Here is a 21,432-nt window from a genome sequence, read left to right as displayed (position 1 = left end):
ATAGTCTTTGTGCTGTTTCGCGCGGTTGCCTTGCTTTTTCTGGCTCTTTTCTTAGCGTTTCCTGGAAAGGTTTTCGCTCAGCAAACCGCACCCAACGGCAGCCAGGTAGTTTCGCTTTCGTATAAAGTTGCTACCATCGAAGTTTTTTTAAAAGAACTTCAGGAGAAAACCCACCTTACCTTTTCCTACAGCAGCGATGCCCTGCCCCTAACCAAAAAAGTAACCCTTTCGGGAAAAGAACAAACCCTGGAAGAAATTCTGCAAACGCTTTTCCGGGGCACCACCATTGCCTGGCTTTACCGCGAAGATCAGATCTTATTGTTCAATAAAAAGCCAGAAAGCCTTTCGAAAAATGGTAGTGAAGCCGGTAAAAAAAGTGACCGCTACACCATCAGCGGCTACGTGCGCGAAGCCGGCAGCGGCGAACCCTTGATTGGCGTTACAGTGTACGCACCGGAACGAAAAGCCGGCATCGTAACGAACAATTACGGTTTCTACTCCCTCACACTGCCTCCAGATTCGTTTCTGCTGCAATTCAGTTATGTGGGTTACCAACCCGTTTCCCGGCAGATTTTCCTGAACCGGGAACTGAACCTGAACATTGACCTGCAGCCGGCCGCCGAACTGCAGGAAGTAGTGGTAACCGCCGACCGGGAGCTCCGGAGCACGCAAACCACCCAGACCAGTAAAATGCAGATCCCGGTAGAGCAGGTAAAGGATATTCCGGCCTTGCTGGGCGAAAAAGACGTATTGAAAGTAGTGCAGTTAATGCCGGGGGTGCAGAAAGGTATCGAAGGCAGCGTGGGGTTACACGTGCGCGGCGGGGGCCCCGACCAGAACCTGATCATTCTCGACGACGCAACGGTTTACAATTCCAACCACCTGTTCGGGCTTTTTTCCCTCTTTAACGGCGATGCCCTGAAAAGCATCGATGTAACCAAAGGCGGGTTCCCGGCGCGGTACGGCGGCCGGCTTTCTTCGGTACTGGAGATGAACCTGAAAGAGGGCAACAAGGAAAAAATTCACGGCGAAGGCGGTATCGGGCTTATTGCAACCCGGCTGCTGCTGGAAGGCCCCATAAAGAAAGAGAAATCTTCGTTCCTGATCTCGGCGCGCCGCACTTACCTCGATGCCCTGCTGTATGGTTTTATGCCGGAAGATATGAAAGTGGGTTACTACTTTTTCGACAGCAACATTAAATTCAATTACGACTTCGGACGGAAAGACAAAGTTTACGTGAGCGGCTATTTCGGGCGCGACAAGTTTTACATCGATCTGCTGGACGCTGAAATGGAGCAGAGTTCGCGGCTGCAATGGGGCAATGCTACCGGTACGGTCCGCTGGAACCATCTTTTTCATGACCGGCTGTTTGCCAACACTTCTTTAATTTACAGCCAGTACCGCTTTGCCGTAGCCGATAAAGCCAGTTCTTCTTACCTGAACTACAACCTCGATTATTTTTCCGGCATTCAGGATGTGAGTTTGAAATCGGATTTCGATTTTTATCCTTCCCCGGCCCATTACATCAAGTTCGGCGGCATTACCACCTTCCATTATTTCACGCCAAACGCCGTGCGGGCCTTCGACCTTAATTCGAATTATTCCCTAAGAACCACCCAGCGTTTGTATAGCCTGGAAAGCGCCCTGTATGCCGAAGACTTCTTTTCGCCGCTGCCGAAATTACTGGTAAATGCCGGCATCCGCCTGAGCCATTTCCTTACATCCGAACGCAGTTACTTCAACCCCGAACCAAGGCTTTCGGCTGCGTACCGCCTGCGGGAAAACACGGCTCTTAAAACTTCTTTCGCGGCCATGAACCAGTACGTGCACTTGCTCAGCAGCACCGGTACGGGTTTGCCGATCGATCTCTGGGTGCCGGCCACGCCCCGCGTAAAGCCGCAGCGCGCCAACCAGGTAGCTTTAGGGATAGCCCAGGATCTGTTCCAGAAAAAAGCAGTGCTCGAAATAGAAGGGTACTACAAAAAAATGAAGCGGATAATTGCTTATAACGACAATGCCACTTTTATAGCCATCGATGATCCGGCAACGGCTCAGGACGAAAGGGACTGGGAAGAAAACGTTACTTCGGGCCAGGGCTGGTCGTACGGCGTGGAGTTTTTGCTGCAAAAGAAAACGGGGCGGTTTACGGGTTGGATCGGCTATACGCTTTCCCGCATTCAGCACCAGTTCGATTCCATTAACGGCGGCCGGCGCTTCGATGCCCGCTACGACCGCCGCTACGACTTTTCCATTATTGCTTCCTACGATATTTCCCCTACCATCAAACTATCGGCAAACTGGGTGTACGGTACCGGCAACGCCATCACCCTGCCTTCTTCCGAATATTATTTACCTACGCATAGTCCCTTCGATGGCGGCATGTTCCCGGCTAACCTGGTTTCCGAATTCGGGGAACGCAATAATTTCCGGATGCCGGCCTACCACCGCCTCGATATCGGGATGCAGTTCCGGAAAAAATTAAGCTGGGGCGAAAGAACCTGGGAGCTGAGCGTTTACAATTTCTACAACCGGAAAAACCCGTATTACTATTATCTTTCTTCCACCGAAGACCGCCGGGTTTTGCGTCAGGTTTCTTTTTTTCCGTTTATTCCGTCGGTTAATTACAGCTTTAAATTTTAAGCCATGGTAAAGAAATTCCGGAAAAAATTTAAAGCAATGAAGGCCGGTTTTCAGGCGAAAATCCTACGGTTTGGTCTGATTGGGTTTAGCTTTTTTGCCCTGCAGGGCTGCTTTACGGACGTAGAGATTCCCTTGCCGGACGTGCCGCCCAAGCTGGTAATTTCGTCGTTTATTTCGCCGGAAGCCGAAGGCGTACTGGTTTCGGTGAGTAAAACAATTCCTTTGCTTACGGCCGGCAGCTACTCTAACTATACCCCGGTTCCCGACGCTACTGTGTGGCTATCAGACGGAGCAGATTCGGTGCAACTAGTATTTGATCCCAACGGGGTTTACGTTACTACCGATCTGGCTATATTGCCCGGCAAGAAATACACCTTGCGGGTAACGGCTCCCGGGGGCTTTGCGGCGCGGGCTTTCTGTACCGTGCCCACAAAGCTCAACCAGTCGCTTACCGTCCGCATCGATTCTTCCGGCACCGGTTCTGCTTCCGAAAGGCTATACTCCGCTCAATTCAGCTGGGAAGACCTGCCGGGCGAAGGCGACTTTTACAAGGCCGACGGCGGCTTGGTACTGGAAGAACCGGATTTCCCGGGCTTCCCCTTCGAACAGCCCCTCGATATGTACGAAGCGCCCTACGTGCGGGATTACCAGGCCGATGGGCGAAACTGGGAAACCGTAAGCGGCACCATTTTTAATTATCAGCAGGATCAGCAGGAAGGCCGGTTAAAGGCTTTAAACGGTTATCTGTTCACTACCGACCGCGCCTATTACGAATACCACACTTCCCTTAAGCGTTTCCATACTACCGATAATTTTCTGGACCCGGTAAAAATTTACAGCAACGTAGAAGGCGGCCTTGGCATCTTTGCAGCCTACCGGTCTTATAAAGTTACGCTGCCGCTCAGGTAGAGCATGATCAAGTTAATTTTCAGTAAGTGGGATTACAAATCCCACGGCTCGGTTAAGACGGGATTACAAATCACTACTGTACGAAAAGGTACCAATCTAACTGATTATCAACAAGTTAATTTATATTGAAAAATTATATATTACTTATTATTATCCCTTTATGAACATAAAAAAGTTGTATGCTATTACTAAAAACTGCCCTAAGAGACTCTAAATCAACATTCAACGATTTAAATTATTAATCGCAACATATTGATTATCAGTATATTTGATAGCTTTTCGTACAGTAGTGATTACAAATCCCGTCAAGCAAATTCTATAAATCAAGCAAATGCTAATAATTAGTTTGGTCGAGCATTAGTTTTTCCGGGTTTTGCCTACCATTCTCTCAGGTTGAAAACCTCTCCGGTAGGGTTGTGCGCCGAAAAGTAGCCGTAGCCGTTCTGAATATTGGTGGGCAGGTTTATGGGTTCGCCGGTAAGCTGGTTCATTAAATTGCCCGATTTCCGGTAAAGCTCCAGGTAGCGGTAATACGGTTCGCTGATGTTGGTAAGTGTCACGACCAAACTATCGGAAGTGCCCAGCGTGAGCTTTTCTTTCGCCGAATACCGGCCCTGTTGCATCGCGTCGTCGTTTACCAGAATGATCTGCTCCTGAATGCTTTTCACCGATCTGGTGCCTTTCCAGGGAATTACATTTTTGCGGCTCGCGCCGGTCAGGCTGATCAGGTAAAAGTTCTTTTCCGGCCTTTGGTCGGCAATGGTAAAATGCAGGTTTACGGTAGTGTCCTTCGCGGTTCGGATTACTTCCGGCTCCAGCTTTTCGAACGTTGTCGGCGCCTGCATCTCGGTAACGGCCGTGCATTCAAGCTCCGAAACCGAATCGCGCACAAATAAGGTGTAGGTTAGCCCGTAATACTGAACGATGTTGGCGCCCATGTAAAGACCGTTGCGTAAATGCTGCAGGGTTTCGGTGCGGCCGTTAAAGGTTACCTGCACCAGCGCATGTTCCACTACCAGGCTTTTCATAAAAGTAGTATCGGTAGCAAGGCTGTCGGAATTGCTGGCCAGGGAACTGAAGCTTTTGGAAACTTGTACGAGCATGTATTTTTCCGGAGCAACCTGGGTGGCAATTACCAGTTTGGGCTGATGCGCCGGCAGGTCAATTTCGATCGGGTCGGGTTCGCAACTGAACAAGCCCAAACCGAGCAGCAGCCAAAGCAATACGAAGTATAGTTTTTTTATTAAGAAGCTTATCGTTTTCATTTTGTTGTTGTCCGTTAATTTTCTAATTTCTTTTGATATGAAGACAGGAATAAGTCGGCGTACCCTTATTGTTGCAGAAGATTTACAGTGGAAATTATTACCAGTAGTTGGAGAATATTGAAGGGTAGAAACACTGAATCGTCATCTCGACGTTAGGAGAGATCTCATCAAGTTGGCACTACCTCTTATTCTGGCTTTACTACCTTATTCCGGGGATCTCTCCTGGCGTCGAGATGACGGGGACAATGGCCTTACAGCCTAAAAACAAACTGTTGTCAGAAATTGTGGCTCTGGTTTTCTTTCTAAGTCGGCCACCTGCAAAACATCCGTTTAAAACTTAAAATTATAAGCCACCGAAGGAATAAAGCCAAACAAACCAGTCTGCGAATACTTGTAACCACCTTTGCCGTTTTCTACCACTTTCACCCGGTAAGGCTGCGTCTGGTTGTACACGTTGTAAGCGCCAAAGCACCATTCGCTCTGGAATTTCTTGGCCGGTTTATTTTTCAGTACCAGGTTCAGGTCGAGGCGGTGCGAAGGCGAGAATTTCAGTTCGTTGCGACCCGTGTAAATTGGCAGGACATCGGCTCCGGAATAAGAAGGTTTGGGCGCCACGTACTGGCCTAAACGGCCGGTGAAGCGTTGGCCGGTGGCGTAAACCCAGACGGCGGAGATGCTCAGGCGCTTCGAGATCTCATAATTCAGGGCCAGGGAGAAATCGTGGCGGCGGTCGTATTTGGCGAAGAACGTTTTGCCCTGGTTCAGGCCGTCGAACTGGCGGGTAGCCCAGGAAAGCGAATAGCTGGCCCAGCCGTTAAAGCGGCCTTCGGTTTTGTGCAGAAAGAATTCCGCGCCGTAGGCTTCTCCTTTCCCGTGCAGCAGTTCCTTTTCGTAATCGTCGTTCAGCAGCAGCACCGCGCCCTCTTTGTATTCTATCAGGCGGTTCAGTTTTTTGTAATACACTTCGGCGCTGAAAAGGGTATTTACCTGGCTGAAGTTCCGGGTATAACCGGCAGCAAACTGATCGGCAAACTGCGGCTTTACGTTCCGGGTTACCGGGTACCACAGGTCGGTGGGCAGCATTACCGAAGAGCTGGAAACCAGGTGCAGATACTGGTACATGCGCGAATAACCGGCTTTGATGGAGCTGTTTTCGGAAAGTTGATAACTGGCTGAAAGTCGTGGTTCCAGCCCGGTGTAGGTTTTCCCTTGCGTGAGCATACCCGAAACGCGAAGGCCGTAATCTACCGTAAGGTGCCGGTTCATGTTGAACTGGTTCTGCGCATACACGCCCATTTCCTGCGGGTTCAGTTGCCGGCCTTCCTGCGATTTTAACAGGTCCGTAATTTCCCCTTCAGCTGCCACGATATTCGGCCGGAAGGAATGATTGATAACCGATATTCCATACCGGAGCTGGTTCTTTGCATTCGGGGCATAATCGTAATCGAGTTTAACGCCAACATCTTCGATGAACGAACCGATGTGCACGGCATTTTCATCGAATTGCCCGTTGATCTGGTAGCGGAAACGAGTGTGCAGCAAAGTCAGGTTAGAAACCAGGTTGCCGGAGTACTGGTGCGTCCATTTCAGGGTGTTGGTATAGTTGCCGAGCTGAAAACCGAAATCCAGGCTCGTGGGCACGTCGTCCGTTCCTTTGGAACCGGGTTTGGGCTCTGAAAGAATATCGTTTCCGTAGTAGCTACTGTACGTTAGCCGGTCTTTTTCGCTGAGCTTGTAATTGAGTTTCAGGTTGGCATCGTAGAAATAATACGGCACTTTTAATCCCGATACTGCCAGTACTTTATCGAGATAGGAACGGCGGGCGGAAACCAGGAACGTGAGCTTGTCTTTCTGGATCGGGCCCTGCACCGTAATGCGCGAAGATAGTAACCCAATGCCGCCGTTGGCTTTTATTTTTTCGTTATTGCCTTCCTGCGTTTTGATGTCCATTACCGAAGAAATGCGGCCACCGTACTGCGCCGGGAAGCTGCCCTTTATCAGGGTTACTTCTTTCAGGGCATCGTTGTTGAAAATGGAAAAGAACCCGAATAAATGGCTCACGTTGTAAACCGGCGCATCGTCCAGCAGGATTAAATTTTGGTCGGAAGCGCCGCCGCGCACGAACATACCAGTCTGGCCTTCGCCGCCGCGTTTTACGCCGGGCAGCAGCTGGGCTACTTTAATAATATCCACTTCCCCGCCCAGGCTGGGCATATTTTTAATTTGCTTCGGCGATAGCTTCACCATACCCATCTGCGGCGAAGCTACCTGCTCCTGCAAATCGTTCTTCGACGCCAGCACCACCACTTCTTTCAGCGTTTCTTCCTGCGGTTTCAGCTCAATATTGAAAGTGGCATGGTCGGTCAGATTCAGTTCTTTCTCCTGTTTCCCGTACCCGACAAGCGAATAAACCACCGTGACTTTACCAACCGCTAAGCTAAGTTCATATTTCCCTTCCAGATCGGTGGCCGTACCGGCTTTTTGCTCCGGCAGGTAAACCGAAGCGCCCGGTAACGGTTCTCCGGTAACCGCATCGCGAATAATGCCGCTCAGGGTTACTTTTTGCGCCAGAAGGCTACCGTTTACCAGAAAAATAAGACAAAGTATGGCCAGGCTGTTTTTCACGACAGTTTAAAATTTAGTGGAACACGTAAGGCGGAAGCGGAAAAAGCGGAAATTCGCCTAAGCGGCTTGCTTTATTCCGGCGGTTTCAGAGGAGTAGACAAGGCGCGTAAGCCCCTCCCCTAGTGAGTAGCTGAAAATTTTCTTTATAGGTGTGCCTGAATGGTTGTTCAGCTGTTTCTGCAGAATTAGATAACAGAATAGTTTTAATATTTGGCACAAGTTGTTAGCTTTGAAATCACTTGTGTTAATTCCCTATGAAAAAACGATACACTTTCCTGCTTAAAAACTGGCTTCGTATTAGTTGCGTTGCAGCTTTTACGGCAGCTTTTCCCGTAGGTGCTTCAGCGCAAAACGGTCTACCTATTCAATGGGATAAAACTTTTGGCGGAAGCAGTGGGGATGTCCTTTCCTCTGTAAAGCAGACCACTGAAGGCGGGTATATCCTGGGCGGATATTCCAGTTCAGGCATAAGCGGCGATAAAAGCCAGGGCAACCAAGGAACTGTAGCTTATACCACCTATGATTTCTGGGTAGTAAAAGTAGACGCCAGCGGAAACAAAACCTGGGATAAAACTTTTGGCGGCGGTAGCGATGACTGGCTTCGTTCCCTGCAGCAAACCTCGGATGGAGGGTATATTCTGGGTGGAGGCACTTATTCCGGTATCGGCGGAGATAAAAGTCAGGCTTCCCAAGGACTTTTTGATTACTGGATAATAAAGCTGAATTCCAACGGCAATAAACTCTGGGACAAGACCTTTGGAGGCAGTGATACTGAAGCGTTTGCTTCCCTGCAACAAACATCGGACGGGGGTTATATTCTGGGCGGGACCTCTATTTCGGGAATTAGTGGTGATAAAAGCCAGGCCCGTAAGGGAGCCGTAGATTACTGGATAGTAAAACTAGATGCCAATGGAAATAAAATATGGGATAAAACCTTTGGTGGAAATTTAGGAGCTGGCACTTATAACTTTTCCAAAATTGAGCAAACCTCAGATGGCGGCTATATTTTGGGTGGGTCTTCCAGTGATGACATCGGTGCAGATAAAACCCAACCATCGCGAGGAGGAGCTGATTATTGGGTAGTAAAAATTGATCCAGCTGGCAACAAACTCTGGGATAAGACTTTGGGAGGCAGCAATACGGAGATACTTACTTCTTTGCAACAGACTTCAGACGGAGGGTACATTCTGGGCGGTTATTCTGATTCCGGGCTGAATGGCGATAAATCGCAGGCAGGTTTTGGAGGCAAGGATTACTGGGTAGTAAAGCTGGATGGGGCTGGAAACAAAACCTGGGATAAAACTTTTGGCGGCCCTGGTCATGATGAGCTCAGCGCGCTGCAACAGACTTCGGATGGGGGTTATATTCTGGGTGGCTCAGCTGATTCCGTATTTAATCAATCTTTCAGAAATACAGATTATTGGGTTTTAAAGCTGGATAGCGCCGGAAATAAAATTTGGGAACAAACCATAGGCGGAAATGGCGAAGATGGCCTTCAATCGCTGCAGCAGACTTCGGACGGAAATTACATTTTGGGAGGCTTTTCATGGTCTGCTGCCAGCAGAGATAAAACTCAGGCTTCTCAGGGAGGTTATGACTTTTGGATCGTAAAATTAGGTCCTGAGGTCCTTGCCACAGCAGAAAATAAACCCGATTTCAACATTTCCATTTTCCCCAACCCAAACCAGGGCAAATTCAACCTGCAGTTCAGCAACATAAACGCACCAGCTGCCGAGGTTATAATTACCGATCTTTTAGGCCGCGTGGTTTTGCAACAATTGGTAAATACCCGGAGTCAGGGTTTACGGGAGCTGGAAATACCGGCCGTTAAAGGCATGTACCTGGTTCAGGTGAAAGCCGGAAACCAGACCAGCACCCGAAAAATTGTTGTTGAATAAAGCCATTAGGAATAAACCCAGCTACTGAAAAGAGAACCTTCGAAACGGTAGCTTTAGAAGCTAAAAAGCCAAAAGCGGCAGCGGAACTATACCCTGCCGCTTTTTTTGCGTATGGACGTAAAGCTGATTTTTAAACGTTACAGCCATGAGCAAAAAGAAAAAGAAAACCGATAAAAGTGAGAAGAAGGCCCGGGTACATAAAGAACTCGAAGGCTTCGAAATAAAGATTAATCCGCTGGGCGAAATTACCTCCAGCTACAGCATCGACCAGTTAAACGAATTCCTGGACAAGAACGTGCACGATAAAAAACTGACCGACAAAGGCCCGGGAAAAATGAAGGAGGATGACGATGATTTCCATATAGAGGAATCGCAGGAAGAAGAGGAGAACCCGGAGGATTTTATTCCGAAAGCAAAGCGGGCGAAAGGCGGTCAGGAAGAAAATGAGGAAGATGAGGAAGACGAAAAAGATGAGGGCGAAACACTTCCCATAAAATAAGGTGCTTACTTTTTAAACGGAAAAGCATAGGGTTTTGCCGGAAATTCCGCAATTTAAGGCTTTAAAACCTACTTACTTTTCTATGAGATCGCACGAAATTGATTATCGCATTTTTGGCAACGACATCCAGGTGCTGGAGGTGGAGCTTGACCAGAACGAAACGGTTATTGCCGAAGCCGGCGCCATGGTTTACATGGAAGACGGCATTCAGTTCGAAACCAAAATGGGCGATGGCTCCAACGCCGACCAGGGCCTGCTGGGCAAGCTATTCTCAGCCGGTAGTCGCATGCTTACCGGCGAATCGCTGTTCATGACCCACTTTACCCACCGGGGCCGGAGCGCAAAAAGCCGGGTAGCTTTTTCGGCGCCATATCCGGGCACCATATTACCGGTGGACCTGGCAACCATTCCGCAGGGCTTAATTGTGCAGAAAGATGGTTTCCTGGCCGCGGCTTTAGGCACCAAGATCAACATTCATTTCAACCAGCGGCTGGGTGCCGGCTTCTTTGGAGGTGAGGGCTTTATCCTGCAGCGCCTTACGGGCGATGGTCTGGCATTTATCCATGCCGGCGGTACCGTAATCGAGAAGCAACTGAATAACGAAACCTTGCGCGTAGATACCGGCTGCGTTGTTGCTTTTGAACAAGGCATCAGTTTTGATATTCAACGTTCCGGCGGGCTGAAATCGATGGTTTTCGGGGGCGAAGGCCTTTTTCTGGCTACCCTTTCCGGTACCGGCCGGGTATGGCTGCAATCGATGCCGGTGAAAAAACTGATTCAGGCGCTGATGCCGAACGGTGGGAATCAGAACAAAGAAGGCGGCATGCTAAGCAGCTTTTTAGAGTAGAAAATTGGACTACCTATAACAAAAATGCCTTCTGATATCCAGAAGGCATTTTTGTTATTAAATGAATTAAAGTTGCGCCTTAATGTAACTGAATCAGGCTTTTACTATTAATCGATCAGTCTAATCAGCAGCTACTAACTATTAAAATTTGGCTGTTAATATTTCCGCATATCCAAGCTTATACCAAGCCTCAATACACAATAACGCCATTATCCCAGAGGTAATGCTCATAGTCTAAGCGCCGTTTTTGATTAGCCCCGAAATAATAGAACGCCAGGAAAGACGATAGCACAAACAAGATCAGGAGCCAGAAAAAAGTGATCAGCATGATACGCTGTTTCTGTTTCTTCTTCTTCCGTTCATCCAGAGGCACCCGGATACGCACTTTCTTTTTGATCCTGATGCGTTTGCGTTCCCGCTTATGTTCGCTACTGTGCTGATTTTCCACTTGCTTAGTTTGCATCTTTATCTTCCATTATCGTCAGAATCTCTTCTACATATTCCCGCGAATTAGAAAGCCGCGGCACTTTATTCTGCCCGCCTAATTTATTCCTGCGGCGCAGCCATTCCAGAAAGGTACCTTCGGGCGCATGATGTATTTTAGGAGCAACCAAAGCAATGTTCTGGTACCGCTTGGCATCATAGTCCGAATTTATTTCCCGGAGCTTTTCATCTAAAACCGCCGAGAACCGCTGGAGGTTATCCGGCTGCCGGTTAAATTCCACGATCCACTCGTGCCCGCCCTGTTTTTTGCCTTCAAAATAAACCGGTGCCGCCGTAAAGTTACTGATTACCGCATTGGTTTGTTCACAGGCTTCGGTTATGGCCACTTCGGCATTCTCAATAATTACTTCTTCGCCAAAAGCATTCATAAAATGCTTGGTGCGTCCGCTTATCCGGAAACGGTACGGACTAATAGAGGTAAATTTTACCGTATCGCCAATTTTGTAGCGCCATAAACCACCGTTCGTCGAAATTACCATTGCGTAGTTCTTACCAATTTCTACTTCCGAAAGCGGAATGGTAACCGGGTTCTCATCGTCGAAATGGCCGGATGGAATGAACTCGTAAAATACGCCGTAATCCAGCATCAGCAACAGGTCTTCCGAATCAGTTTGATCCTGAATGCCGAAGAAACCTTCCGAAGCGTTGTATAGTTCCAGGTAGCGCATCTTTTCCGTTAGAATTATGTTTTTAAACAATTCCCGGTAAGGTCCGAAGGCTACAGCACCGTGGGCAAACAACTCCAGATTCGGCCAAACTTCCGGAATGGTTTTGCCGGTTTTCTCCATAATGCGGTTCAGAAGCACGCAGGTCCAGGTGGGTACGCCGGCCAGGCTGGTCACGTTTGCGTTTACCGTTTCCGCTACCATGCGCTCGATCTTCTCTTCCCACTTGTCCATTAAGGCTACTTTTAACGGGGGCGTGCGGATGTATTCGGCCCAGAACGGCAGGTTCTGCATGATTACAGCCGAAACGTCGCCGTAGAAAGATTTCGGGTTGTGCTCATTTGTCCGGAAGCTGCCGCCAATGCTCAGGCCTTTACCGGTAAAGAGCTTGGTATCGGGGCGGTTATTTACGTAAATGGCAAGCATGTCTTTGCCGCCTTTGTAATGACAATCTTCCAAAGATTCGGGGGAAACCGGAATGAATTTGCTGCGCGCGTTGGTCGTACCCGAAGATTTGGCAAACCAGGTTACTGTGGTGGGCCAGAGAATGTTCTGTTCCCCTTTCATCATCCGGTCGATTTCCGGGAAAAGATCTTCGTAAGAAGAAACGGGTACGCGCTGCGCAAACGTTTCCCAGGACTTTATTTCCTCAAAAGCATAGCGTTTGCCCCACTCAGTATTTTTAGCCGTACTGAGCAGGCTCTGAAACGTTTCGTGCTGCACATCATGCGGGTACTGCCGGAAAAGCTCGATCTGGTGGATCCGCTTTTTCATTACCCAGGTCATTATGCTGTTAAGGAGTTCCACGCTTAATTGTTAAATTGTTTAATGGCTAAATGGTTAAAAGGACAAACTATCATTTGTATACTTGATTAAGCTGTTGATAGCTTTTGGCAGTTTCTGCAGATCCTGAAAGATAAGCTGATATTGTTCCTGAGAAAGGATTCCTCGGACTTTTGCTTTTTCATTCCAGTCGAAACACTCATAGCCTGAAGCACGGGCAATCCGATAGAAGTTTATTTTATCTTTTTTGGAGTACCGGCCGAAGCCTTCAGCAAGGTTAGCCGAAATACTGTCGATAGCGCGCATATATTGCTTGCCAATAGTATCCTTTTCGAAGTTATTCCAGGAAGAAATGATTTTCCAAACTGAATTACTTAACGCAAAGCTTATGCGGTAAGCTTCAATATCATTCAGCTTTAAAAATTTCTTTTCCTGCACCAGTTAACAATTCAACAATTTAACAATTAAGCCATTTAAATTTTCCTTTTCAATTCAAAGTGCTTGCCCAGGTACACGCGGCGTACCTGTTCGTCGGCAGCCAGTTCTTCGGCGCTGCCCGATTTCAGGATCTTGCCTTCGAATAATAAATAAGCCCGGTCTACGATCGAAAGAGTTTCGTTTACGTTGTGGTCGGTTATCAGAATACCGATGTTTTTGGTTTTTAGCTTGGCTACAATGGTCTGAATTTCTTCTACCGCAATAGGGTCTACGCCGGCAAAAGGTTCGTCCAAAAGCACGAATTTCGGATCTACGGCCAGGGCGCGGGCAATTTCGGTGCGGCGGCGTTCACCCCCGGAAAGCACCATGCCTTTGTTTTTGCGCACGTGCGTTAAGCTGAATTCTTCAAGGAGTTCTTCTACTTTTTCCTGTTGCTCCTGTTTGGTTTTATCTGTCATTTCCAGCACCGCCAGAATATTCTCTTCTACCGACAGGTTGCGGAAAACGGAAGCCTCCTGGGCCAGGTAACCTACCCCCTTCTTGGCTCGCCGGTACATGGGCAGTGTCGTAATATCTTCGTTCTCGAGGTAAATATGCCCGGAATTGGGTTTTACCAACCCTACGATCATGTAAAAAGAGGTGGTTTTGCCGGCGCCGTTCGGGCCTAGCAAACCCACGATCTCGCCCTGGTTCACTTCCACCGAAACGTCGTTTACTACCGTACGGGATTTGTATTTTTTAAAAAGATGTTCTGCGCGCAAAATCATAGGCCGTGAAGTTACTGAATTCTGCCCGAACCGGGAAATGTGGCTTTCGTTTAGAATTACAGACTTTCTACGGAAATTGGTTGCCTTTCTGTTTTCCAGCTGAAATGCATCGCATTTTTAAAGCCGCAAGATCGGATTTGCTACTTTTGTGCCGACTTTCGGCTTTGAGACACGTACCACTAACGGGAGGATTTACCGCACAAAATGAGATTGGCAGGATTAAAGGGCAGTATACTGGTAATAATTTTCATGCTGTTTCAGCAGGCAGCAATAGCGCAGAGCGATAATATCGGGCTGAAGTTCTTTGGCCTGAGCATTCATCCTCAGGGCGACGAAAATGCAAAGCTGATGCCCCGGCGCCTGGATGAAAAAGGCGTGCTGGTAATAAACCTGGGCGGGATGCTCTCTTATGAAAAGTTTTTTTACAAGGATGCCTTTTCGGTGAAAGCCGTGCAGGGCCTTTATTCGGATTGCGCCGCACGCTTAGGCGGGTTTTCGCATATCGGCCTTCGGGGTAAAATCTTTAAAAGCGGTAAGCATTCCCTTTACGGCGGCATTGGCCCGACCCTGGTTTACCGCCGCAACTGGCACGACTTGCCCGGCTACCAGGATCCGGCATATTTCGATGGCAAACCTTATGCTACCTGGCAATACAAGTTTTTGTGGTACGGCGGCGAGTTCGAATATGCTTACCGGTTAACCGAAAGGTTCAGCTTTGCCTCTACGTTCATTCCCGGCTACCCCAAATTAATAAGCTTTTCCTTTGGGATAAAATACATGACCAAACCTAACAATAATAAATAAGCTGCCCGCCACTTTTCCGTTTAGAAACGATAGCATTTCTGAAGGAAAAAGTACAGCAACATACATACAACAAAAACGGCCTGCTTTTCAGCAGGCCGTTTTTGTTGTATGTATGTTGCTTACCTTACCTGCCGTATTTTATTCCTGCATAGGTAGTTCTCCCCAAACCGGGCACCGGTTCAGACTTTATCCACAACAATTAAACGCTCTTTCTTTCCTGGTACCGGCGGGCATTTTTCAGCTAGCTTTACTAAAGGCCAGCTAAACACAAAATCGGCGCCACCCCACGGACTTTCATCTACCAGTATTCCACCGCCCCGGTCTTCTATTATTTTTTTAACAATAGCCAGGCCAATTCCCTGCGAATTTTCTTTATCGATATTTCCCCGTTTAAACCAGTCGAATATCTTTCGCCGGAGCTCTACTGGCACGCCCGGGCCGTTATCGGCAATATTTATCAGGCATACTTTATGGTTCTTGTGCGCCTGTACTTCTATTTTGCCCTGGGGCTTGTCGTTGTACTTAATGGCGTTGTTTATCAGGTTCAGAAATACCTGCAGCAGCTTGGTTTTATTTCCTTTCACTACCGGAAGCGGCTGGCGGTGCGTTAATTCAAAATCCGGGGGCAACTGCACCATCTGTTCCACCTCCTGCAAAACCTGCCCCAGGTCCACGTCCTCTTCCAAAGATTCCTGCAAATAGGCTTTCGAATAATCGGCTACTCCGGTAATCAGATCCATCATAGACACGGAGCTGTCGCGGAGCGCCTGCAGGTAGCCTTCAATCTTTTTGGTGTTTTTATCGAGCGGGTCGAGCGTGTTGCACAGTTCCCGGTTAAGCAGCCGCACCAGGGCATGCACATTCAGGAGCGGGGCTTTCAGGTCGTGGGCAATTACGTAGCCAAAACGCTGCAACTGGGCATTCGATAAACATAGTTCTTCGTTCTTTTGCAGCAGCACCCGGTCCAGATCCTTCAGTTTGGTAATATCCCGGATCGTAACCATGGCGTACTTAATGCCTTCGATCATTACGGGCGCCATGGCAATGTCTACATCAATCTCTCTGCCGTCTTTGCGGATGCCAAACAGATCGGAGCCAACGTTGAGGCGGCGCTTCAGGGGTTCAGAGAAATAGTTGCTGAAATAGCGATTATATTTTGTCCGGAACCGTTCCGGAAGCAACATACAAAGCTCCTGACCCATGAGCTCCACCGGCTGGTAGCGGAATACACTGGCCGTATGCTGGTTTATAGTTACAATTTTCAAATGATCATTTATCACAATCACCGCATCGGGCAAAAGGTCTAAAGCCTCTTGAAGGGTTACTGTTGTATCTCGCATCGGTGGACGGCAGTTAAGTATCAGCTTCAGAAAACAGGGCGACTGTCCCAATCTAAAGATACCGCCTTATGCACAATATATAACATCCTTCACGGATGTAATAAGCCCATTCACCAAGTTTTGTATTTATCAATATTATATTGGATTCTTACCCGGAAAATTTATTTCTATTATTTAAAATGTCTGTTGGCAGGCTAAAAGCCTGACTTACAGACATTACACACCGTTTTATGTTATATTCAACCATTATATAAAAGCAATGTAAAAAAGATCCTACAAATATATTTTTGCTGATTGGTATCTTTGTTTCGGCTTTCTGCTTTTGCCGAGGTGCGGAATCCTTCTTCTATCTAAATAAAACGTAACTGTATGGAGCTTAAATTTATTCTGAACGATAAACAGACGAAGCCCAAAGAAAAGACAGAAACCCTAAGCAACCTGCTGCTGGAAAACCTGCTGGGCACAGATGAACTGGTGCTTTTCGCCACGAAAGCCAAAGATCCGGTTAAAGTTACCTGCATAGAAGCCCTCGAATATGCCACCAAATCTCGCCCGGGAATAGCAACCCTCAACAGCCTGAACTTTGTTGCAGAAACGCTGCAGGAAAAAGCGCCGCGCATAAAATGGGAGTCGGCTAAGGTTATCGGCAATATTGCGCACCTGTTCCCGGAAAAGCTGGACAAGGCAATTGGTAATTTACTCGCCAATACCGAACATAGCGGTACGGTGGTGCGCTGGAGCGCTGCTTATGCACTAGGTGAAATTCTGAAACTGAATTTAAAAGAACACACTGAATTACTGCCAACGTTAGAAGCTATTGCCGAAAGAGAAGAAAAGAACAGCATTAAGAAAATTTACCAGGCCGCTATCAAGAAAGTAAAACGGTAATAATTACCTTCTAAAAACCGTAACAAAACCGTAAGTACATGGAAAAGTCTGCTATCGATTACCTGGAAAAGAACCGCCAACTCTGGAATGCCCGCACGGAAGTACACGTGCAATCGAATTTTTATGATCTGGAAAATTTCCTGAGAGGAAGATCTTCGCTTAACGATATAGAACTGAACCTGCTTGGCGACCTACAAGGAAAAAGCGTGCTGCACCTGCAATGCCACTTCGGGCAGGATTCTATTTCCTTGGCCCGCCTTGGTGCAATCGTTACTGGCGTAGACCTTTCGGATAAAGCCATCGAAAAAGCCCGGGAGCTTGACCGGCAAACCGAAACGAACGCTGAATTTATCTGCTCCGACCTGTACGAGCTGCCCGAGCATTTACATAAAAAATTCGACTTGGTTTTTACAAGCTACGGTACCATTGGCTGGTTGCCGGACCTGGATAAATGGGCAAAGGTTGTAGCGCACTTTCTGAAACCAGGCGGACGCTTCATTTTTGCAGAGTTTCACCCGGTACTCTGGATGTTCGATGACGACCTGGAAAAAGTGGCTTATAGTTATTTCAATGCAGGGCCCATTATAGAAACCGAAAGCGGCAGCTACGCCGATCGCCATGCCGACCTGAAGCAGGAGTTTGTCTGGTGGAATCATGGCTTGGGCGAAGTTCTAAGCAGTTTGCTGCAAAACGGGTTGGAGCTTATAAGCTTCGAAGAATTCGATTATTCGCCTTATAATATTTTCCGGAATTCTGTGGAAATTGCTCCAAACAAATTCAGGGTAGCGCACCTGGAAAATAAAATTCCGCTGGTGTATGCGCTTACGGCGGTAAAGAAAACCTTTTAAACCTTCTCCGCCCATTGAAGTGGCAACGCACAGCTCCGGCGTAACTTTCCTGCAACAAAGCAGCACCGTTAAGCATAACCTGGAAAGGCTATAGCAGCAGGTAGTAATTTTCCTGGTCTGCCGGAATACACTGCAGGAAAAAAATTACGCGGCCTCGCTGTTGCCCTTTGCCAACGTGATCCCTTCTGGGTTGGCCCACATTATCCGGCTGCAAAGGCTGGAGCTATATCAAGGCAAGCTTTAAATAGTTTTCAGGAACAATCGCATAGCATTCCTAACCCTTCCTTAACCAAAAACGGCTAACCAAATGGTTAGCCGTTTTTGTAAATTCCATATTAATGTTTCTAAAAACAGGACTACTGTTTTACCTGCAGGTTATGGTCTTCGAGCTGGGCATAGCTGAGTTTCCATTTGCCGTTTGCATCTTTTTTCCAGAGGAGCATAAAATTGCCTTCGCCGTAAGCATTCGGTTCATCAGGGGTCTGGGCCGGAACATCTACCGAAAAGGTACCCGCTTCATAAGCCATTGCCTCGTCTGCGCCGGAGCTCACCACGCTGGTTTTTAAATTATTAATATTATTGATGGTTTTCTTCACCCATTTGTCGGCCACTTCGGCTTTCCCGTTGTAGCGCACGTCGCCTTGCAGGAACTGGGCATCGTCGGCCAGCAGTGCAATTACCGAATCGACCTGCTTGTTGTTCCAGGCATTAATAAATTTACCGTTAAGCGCCGATACGTTTACTTTTTCAGTTTCTTTTTTGGCACAGGAGGCCAGGAAAAGCAGCGCGAATAAGAAGGAAAATATTGCTTTCATAGGAGTTCGGTTTTTACGGGAGTTAATCCCATTTAGGTTTTCCATTTTTCAAAAAGATTTACGTTTTATGAAAAACCCAGGCAATTGCCTGGGTTTTACTGTTTCAGATAGGTTAATTACCAGCTTTTACGCTTGTATTCAGAATTTGAATAAGCTACGCTTGGGTCACCGGCGCCATCGTTCAGGATCCAGCCATTCTGCATGTAGGCAGGCTGTACGGCAACCGGCTCTTCAGGAGCAGCTACGCGGTTAGTAACCGGAGCCTTTTTCGCTTTGTAGGTCTTTTTAGAGCTGGAGGCATAGCTCCTGGTAGAACCGCTGCTGTAAGTTGGCTCCGGATTGTTAGCTACCGCAACCTGTTCCAGCTGCTGCATCCGCTGCTGTTCTTCGGCAGCCTTTTTCTCCTGTTTATTCTGAATAACTTTACCAACTCCGGCACCTACGGCACCACCTACCACACCACCTACAATACCTCCGGCTACGCGGTTCTTCTTATTGATAATAGCACCCGCTGCAGCTCCGGTACCAGCACCGATCACGGCACCTTTCGCTACCGGGCTCCATTTCTTCTTTGGCTGATCCTGTGCCTGCAGTACGTTGGTTAAGATCAGGCTGAACATTAAAACAAGGCTGAAGATATAATTTCCCTTTTTCATAACTCTTTAATTTTAGTTTGTAATTTTTATTCTTATGATCTGCATAATGCAATCGGTGTGCCAGAATTTTTTCCTTAAGCACCTGTGCGTCTGCAAATACGGCAAAAACAATTTTCGGATAATGCCATTTTAAAGAAAGAATAAGATTTATTCGAGGTTACGATAAATAAATTAACCATTTTGGGCTGCATTCTGAAAAGAAGGCTCCTATTATTACTTAGTCCTGCTTGACCTGGTGTTGTTTCCGCCTTAAAATGAAAAAAGGGAATGGTTATTTGTCTAAAGCACTAGGGTTGGCGCCTAAATACGCATTCTTATAATTTAATTAGAAAGCCAATCGTTTAAAATAAAGAGCCCTTTAAATCCGATATTTTCAGTAACCACTTTCAATCTGCTGGTTTTTGCAAAGCAAACTTTCATAAAACCGATGACAAATTACCTTATCCTTTTCTGCTGAAAACAGTATCTTTCTTCACTCAAAAACCCGAACGCTATGACCAACAAACCCCATTACAAAACTGCCGAAGAAGCTTTAAGTATAATTAAATCCGGCGACCGCGTTTTCATTCAAGGCAGCGCGGCCACTCCCCAATACCTTATCCGAAAACTAGCCGACCGCGCGCCGGAACTGCGCAACGTAGAAATTGTAAGCATTACTACTTACGGCCAATTCCCCCTTGCTGAAGAACAGTTTAAAGATTCTTTTTTTATCAACTCCCTGTTTGTGTCTGAGAATGTGCGGGAGGCGGTTAATGGAGGCCGTGGGGATTATGTACCGATCTTTCTGAGCGAAATTCCGCAGCTGTTCCGGTCGGGTATTCTGCCATTGGATGTAGCCATTGTGCACGTATCCCCGCCCGACAAGCATGGGTTCTGCTCTTTGGGAGTTTCCGTGGATGTAACCCGCGAAGCGGTATTAAGCGCTAAACACGTAATCGCCCAGGTTAACCCGCAAATGCCCCGCACCCACGGCGATGGCCTGATCCAAATGAGCCGTTTCGATGTGATGGTTGAAGTTGATGACGCCTTGCCCGAAGTGGATTACAGCCTGCGCATTACCGATAAAGAAAAAACCATTGGCCGGTACATTGCCGAAATGATCGAAGATGGCGCCACCCTGCAAATGGGTATTGGCGGCATTCCAGACGCGGTTTTGAGTTTTTTAGGAAACCACAAAGAGTTAGGAATTCATACTGAAATGTTCTCGAACGGTGTGATGCCGCTGGTAGAAAAAGGAGTAATAACGAACGAGCACAAATACCGCCATCCGGGCCGCGTGGTTACCGGCTTTATTGTAGGCAACCGTAACCTCTACGACTTTGTGGATGATAACCCACTGATCCTAATGCAACGCACCGACTACGTAAACGATGTTGACATAATTCGCTCTAATCCTAAAGTAACTGCTATTAATAGTGCCATCGAAATAGATTTATCCGGCCAGGTAGTTGCTGATACAATTGGAACGAAACAGTATTCCGGCATAGGCGGCCAAATGGACTTTTTACGGGGTGCTGCTTTATCGAAAGGTGGAAAACCGATCATTGCGCTTCCTTCCACTACCAATAAAGGAATTTCCCGCATTACTCCCTTAATAAATGAAGGTGCCGCCATTACTACTACCCGGGCCCACGTGCATTATGTGGTAACTGAATACGGTGTAGCTTACCTCTACGGCAAAAACCTGCGTCAACGCGCCAAAGCTCTAATCGATATTGCCCATCCAGATCACCGGGAACGCCTCGAAGCTGAAGCCATTAAGCGGTACCGGCAATTATAGATCTTGAGCTGAGTTTTAAAGCCTATGGCGACTAATATATAGTGTTTAACTATACAATAGTCGCCAAAGGCCTTTATTGGCGGTTCTATTTATCCCTATTTCACATTAGAAGACAGACAACCGGACCATGCGGTAAGTGAACTCTTTACCAATCCTGATCCTTATCAGTTACTTCACTTTTGGGGTAAAAATGCCACGGCAAAAGCTTAAAAGCCTAGAAATGACTTTCCGCTACTCCGGAGGAGTTGGGAAAACTTTTAATTTTCCATCAGCAGGATTCTATTTCCTTCTTGAGAAAGGTGAGAAGGAAGCAGGGTATATGTAAAGTCGGCAATAGAAGATATTAATACCGGACTTCTCGGTAAAGGTAAAGGCCTAAAAACACAAAACCCCCAGCCTATTTCTAAGCTGGGGGTTTGATTAAGGGGTTGGCGGCTACCTACTCTCCCACCTTTGACGGC

19 protein-coding genes are annotated in these 21,432 nt (G+C 47.4%); 9 read left to right on the top strand and 10 right to left on the bottom strand.

Going from position 1 to position 21,432, the window contains the following annotated elements; all coding sequences use genetic code 11:
- The first annotated feature begins 9 nt into the window (after positions 1 to 9).
- Together F0P94_RS12995 and F0P94_RS12990 are read left to right on the top strand one after the other, a co-directional pair.
- Positions 10 to 2,640 carry a carboxypeptidase-like regulatory domain-containing protein gene (locus F0P94_RS12995; RefSeq protein ID WP_225307214.1) on the top strand — a complete coding sequence of 877 codons (2,631 nt, stop codon included), beginning with the start codon at positions 10 to 12 and terminating at the stop codon, positions 2,638 to 2,640.
- Between the two features lie 3 nt (positions 2,641 to 2,643).
- Complete coding sequence (locus tag F0P94_RS12990; protein ID WP_150904332.1) at positions 2,644 to 3,549, top strand: DUF4249 domain-containing protein; 906 nt, start codon at positions 2,644 to 2,646, stop codon at positions 3,547 to 3,549.
- 377 nt (positions 3,550 to 3,926) lie between these two features.
- Here the strand turns inward: F0P94_RS12990 and F0P94_RS12985 are convergent, their stop codons facing one another.
- Entirely contained in the window at positions 3,927 to 4,814 is an 888-nt protein-coding gene (locus tag F0P94_RS12985) for a DUF4249 family protein (RefSeq protein WP_150904331.1), read from the bottom strand.
- 330 nt (positions 4,815 to 5,144) lie between these two features.
- Positions 5,145 to 7,439: a TonB-dependent receptor gene (locus tag F0P94_RS12980; RefSeq protein ID WP_150904330.1), complete on the bottom strand. Its 2,295-nt coding sequence runs from the start codon at positions 7,437 to 7,439 to the stop codon at positions 5,145 to 5,147.
- Between the two features lie 254 nt (positions 7,440 to 7,693).
- Here F0P94_RS12980 and F0P94_RS12975 point away from each other — a divergent pair, with 254 nt between their 5' ends.
- The 3 genes from F0P94_RS12975 (at position 7,694) to F0P94_RS12965 (ending at position 10,683) form a co-directional block, all read left to right on the top strand.
- Positions 7,694 to 9,337 (top strand): T9SS type A sorting domain-containing protein, encoded by a 1,644-nt coding sequence (locus F0P94_RS12975; protein WP_150904329.1) that lies wholly within the window; start codon positions 7,694 to 7,696, stop codon positions 9,335 to 9,337.
- A 145-nt stretch (positions 9,338 to 9,482) separates the two neighbouring features.
- Entirely contained in the window at positions 9,483 to 9,836 is a 354-nt protein-coding gene (locus tag F0P94_RS12970) for a hypothetical protein (RefSeq protein WP_150904328.1), read from the top strand.
- Positions 9,837 to 9,918: 82 nt separating this feature from the next.
- Entirely contained in the window at positions 9,919 to 10,683 is a 765-nt protein-coding gene (locus tag F0P94_RS12965; RefSeq protein WP_150904327.1) for a TIGR00266 family protein, read from the top strand.
- A 190-nt stretch (positions 10,684 to 10,873) separates the two neighbouring features.
- Here the strand turns inward: F0P94_RS12965 and F0P94_RS12960 are convergent, their stop codons facing one another.
- The 4 genes from F0P94_RS12960 to lptB form a co-directional block, all read right to left on the bottom strand.
- Positions 10,874 to 11,146 (bottom strand): hypothetical protein, encoded by a 273-nt coding sequence (locus tag F0P94_RS12960; protein ID WP_150904326.1) that lies wholly within the window; start codon positions 11,144 to 11,146, stop codon positions 10,874 to 10,876.
- A complete protein-coding gene (locus F0P94_RS12955; RefSeq protein ID WP_191907053.1) occupies positions 11,136 to 12,626 on the bottom strand; it encodes a GH3 auxin-responsive promoter family protein in 1,491 nt (496 codons plus the stop codon). Before F0P94_RS12955 ends, F0P94_RS12960 begins: the two co-directional genes overlap by 11 nt.
- 66 nt (positions 12,627 to 12,692) lie before the next feature.
- On the bottom strand, positions 12,693 to 13,073 hold the full coding sequence (locus F0P94_RS12950; RefSeq protein WP_150904324.1) for a four helix bundle protein: 381 nt from the start codon (positions 13,071 to 13,073) through the stop codon (positions 12,693 to 12,695).
- A 35-nt stretch (positions 13,074 to 13,108) separates the two neighbouring features.
- A complete protein-coding gene (gene lptB, locus F0P94_RS12945) occupies positions 13,109 to 13,840 on the bottom strand; it encodes an LPS export ABC transporter ATP-binding protein (RefSeq protein WP_150904323.1) in 732 nt (243 codons plus the stop codon).
- A 204-nt stretch (positions 13,841 to 14,044) separates the two neighbouring features.
- Between lptB and F0P94_RS12940 the strand changes: the two genes are divergently transcribed.
- Positions 14,045 to 14,644, top strand: coding sequence for a hypothetical protein (locus F0P94_RS12940; RefSeq protein WP_225307213.1), 600 nt, complete (start codon positions 14,045 to 14,047; stop codon positions 14,642 to 14,644).
- 179 nt (positions 14,645 to 14,823) lie between these two features.
- On the opposite strand, the gene F0P94_RS12935 is transcribed toward F0P94_RS12940, so the two are convergent.
- Complete coding sequence (locus F0P94_RS12935; RefSeq protein ID WP_150904322.1) at positions 14,824 to 15,984, bottom strand: sensor histidine kinase; 1,161 nt, start codon at positions 15,982 to 15,984, stop codon at positions 14,824 to 14,826.
- Positions 15,985 to 16,353: 369 nt separating this feature from the next.
- Here F0P94_RS12935 and F0P94_RS12930 point away from each other — a divergent pair, with 369 nt between their 5' ends.
- Positions 16,354 to 16,872: a HEAT repeat domain-containing protein gene (locus F0P94_RS12930; protein WP_150904321.1), complete on the top strand. Its 519-nt coding sequence runs from the start codon at positions 16,354 to 16,356 to the stop codon at positions 16,870 to 16,872.
- A 38-nt stretch (positions 16,873 to 16,910) separates the two neighbouring features.
- Positions 16,911 to 17,720: a class I SAM-dependent methyltransferase gene (locus F0P94_RS12925; protein WP_150904320.1), complete on the top strand. Its 810-nt coding sequence runs from the start codon at positions 16,911 to 16,913 to the stop codon at positions 17,718 to 17,720.
- A gap of 356 nt (positions 17,721 to 18,076) precedes the next feature.
- On the opposite strand, the gene F0P94_RS12920 is transcribed toward F0P94_RS12925, so the two are convergent.
- On the bottom strand, positions 18,077 to 18,535 hold the full coding sequence (locus tag F0P94_RS12920; protein WP_150904319.1) for a YybH family protein: 459 nt from the start codon (positions 18,533 to 18,535) through the stop codon (positions 18,077 to 18,079).
- 116 nt (positions 18,536 to 18,651) lie between these two features.
- Entirely contained in the window at positions 18,652 to 19,191 is a 540-nt protein-coding gene (locus F0P94_RS12915; RefSeq protein ID WP_150904318.1) for a YMGG-like glycine zipper-containing protein, read from the bottom strand.
- 493 nt (positions 19,192 to 19,684) lie between these two features.
- On the opposite strand from F0P94_RS12915, the gene F0P94_RS12910 reads away from it, so the two are divergent.
- A complete protein-coding gene (locus F0P94_RS12910) occupies positions 19,685 to 20,971 on the top strand; it encodes an acetyl-CoA hydrolase/transferase family protein (RefSeq protein ID WP_150904317.1) in 1,287 nt (428 codons plus the stop codon).
- Between the two features lie 257 nt (positions 20,972 to 21,228).
- Here F0P94_RS12910 and F0P94_RS19910 read toward each other — a convergent pair.
- Positions 21,229 to 21,432: hypothetical protein (locus tag F0P94_RS19910; protein ID WP_225307212.1), on the bottom strand; the 204-nt coding region annotated here is incomplete at its 5' end.

This window comes from Adhaeribacter soli (assembly GCF_008727925.1).
Lineage (GTDB): Bacteria > Bacteroidota > Bacteroidia > Cytophagales > Hymenobacteraceae > Adhaeribacter_A > Adhaeribacter_A soli.
This window is presented reverse-complemented; position numbering and strand designations above follow the sequence as displayed.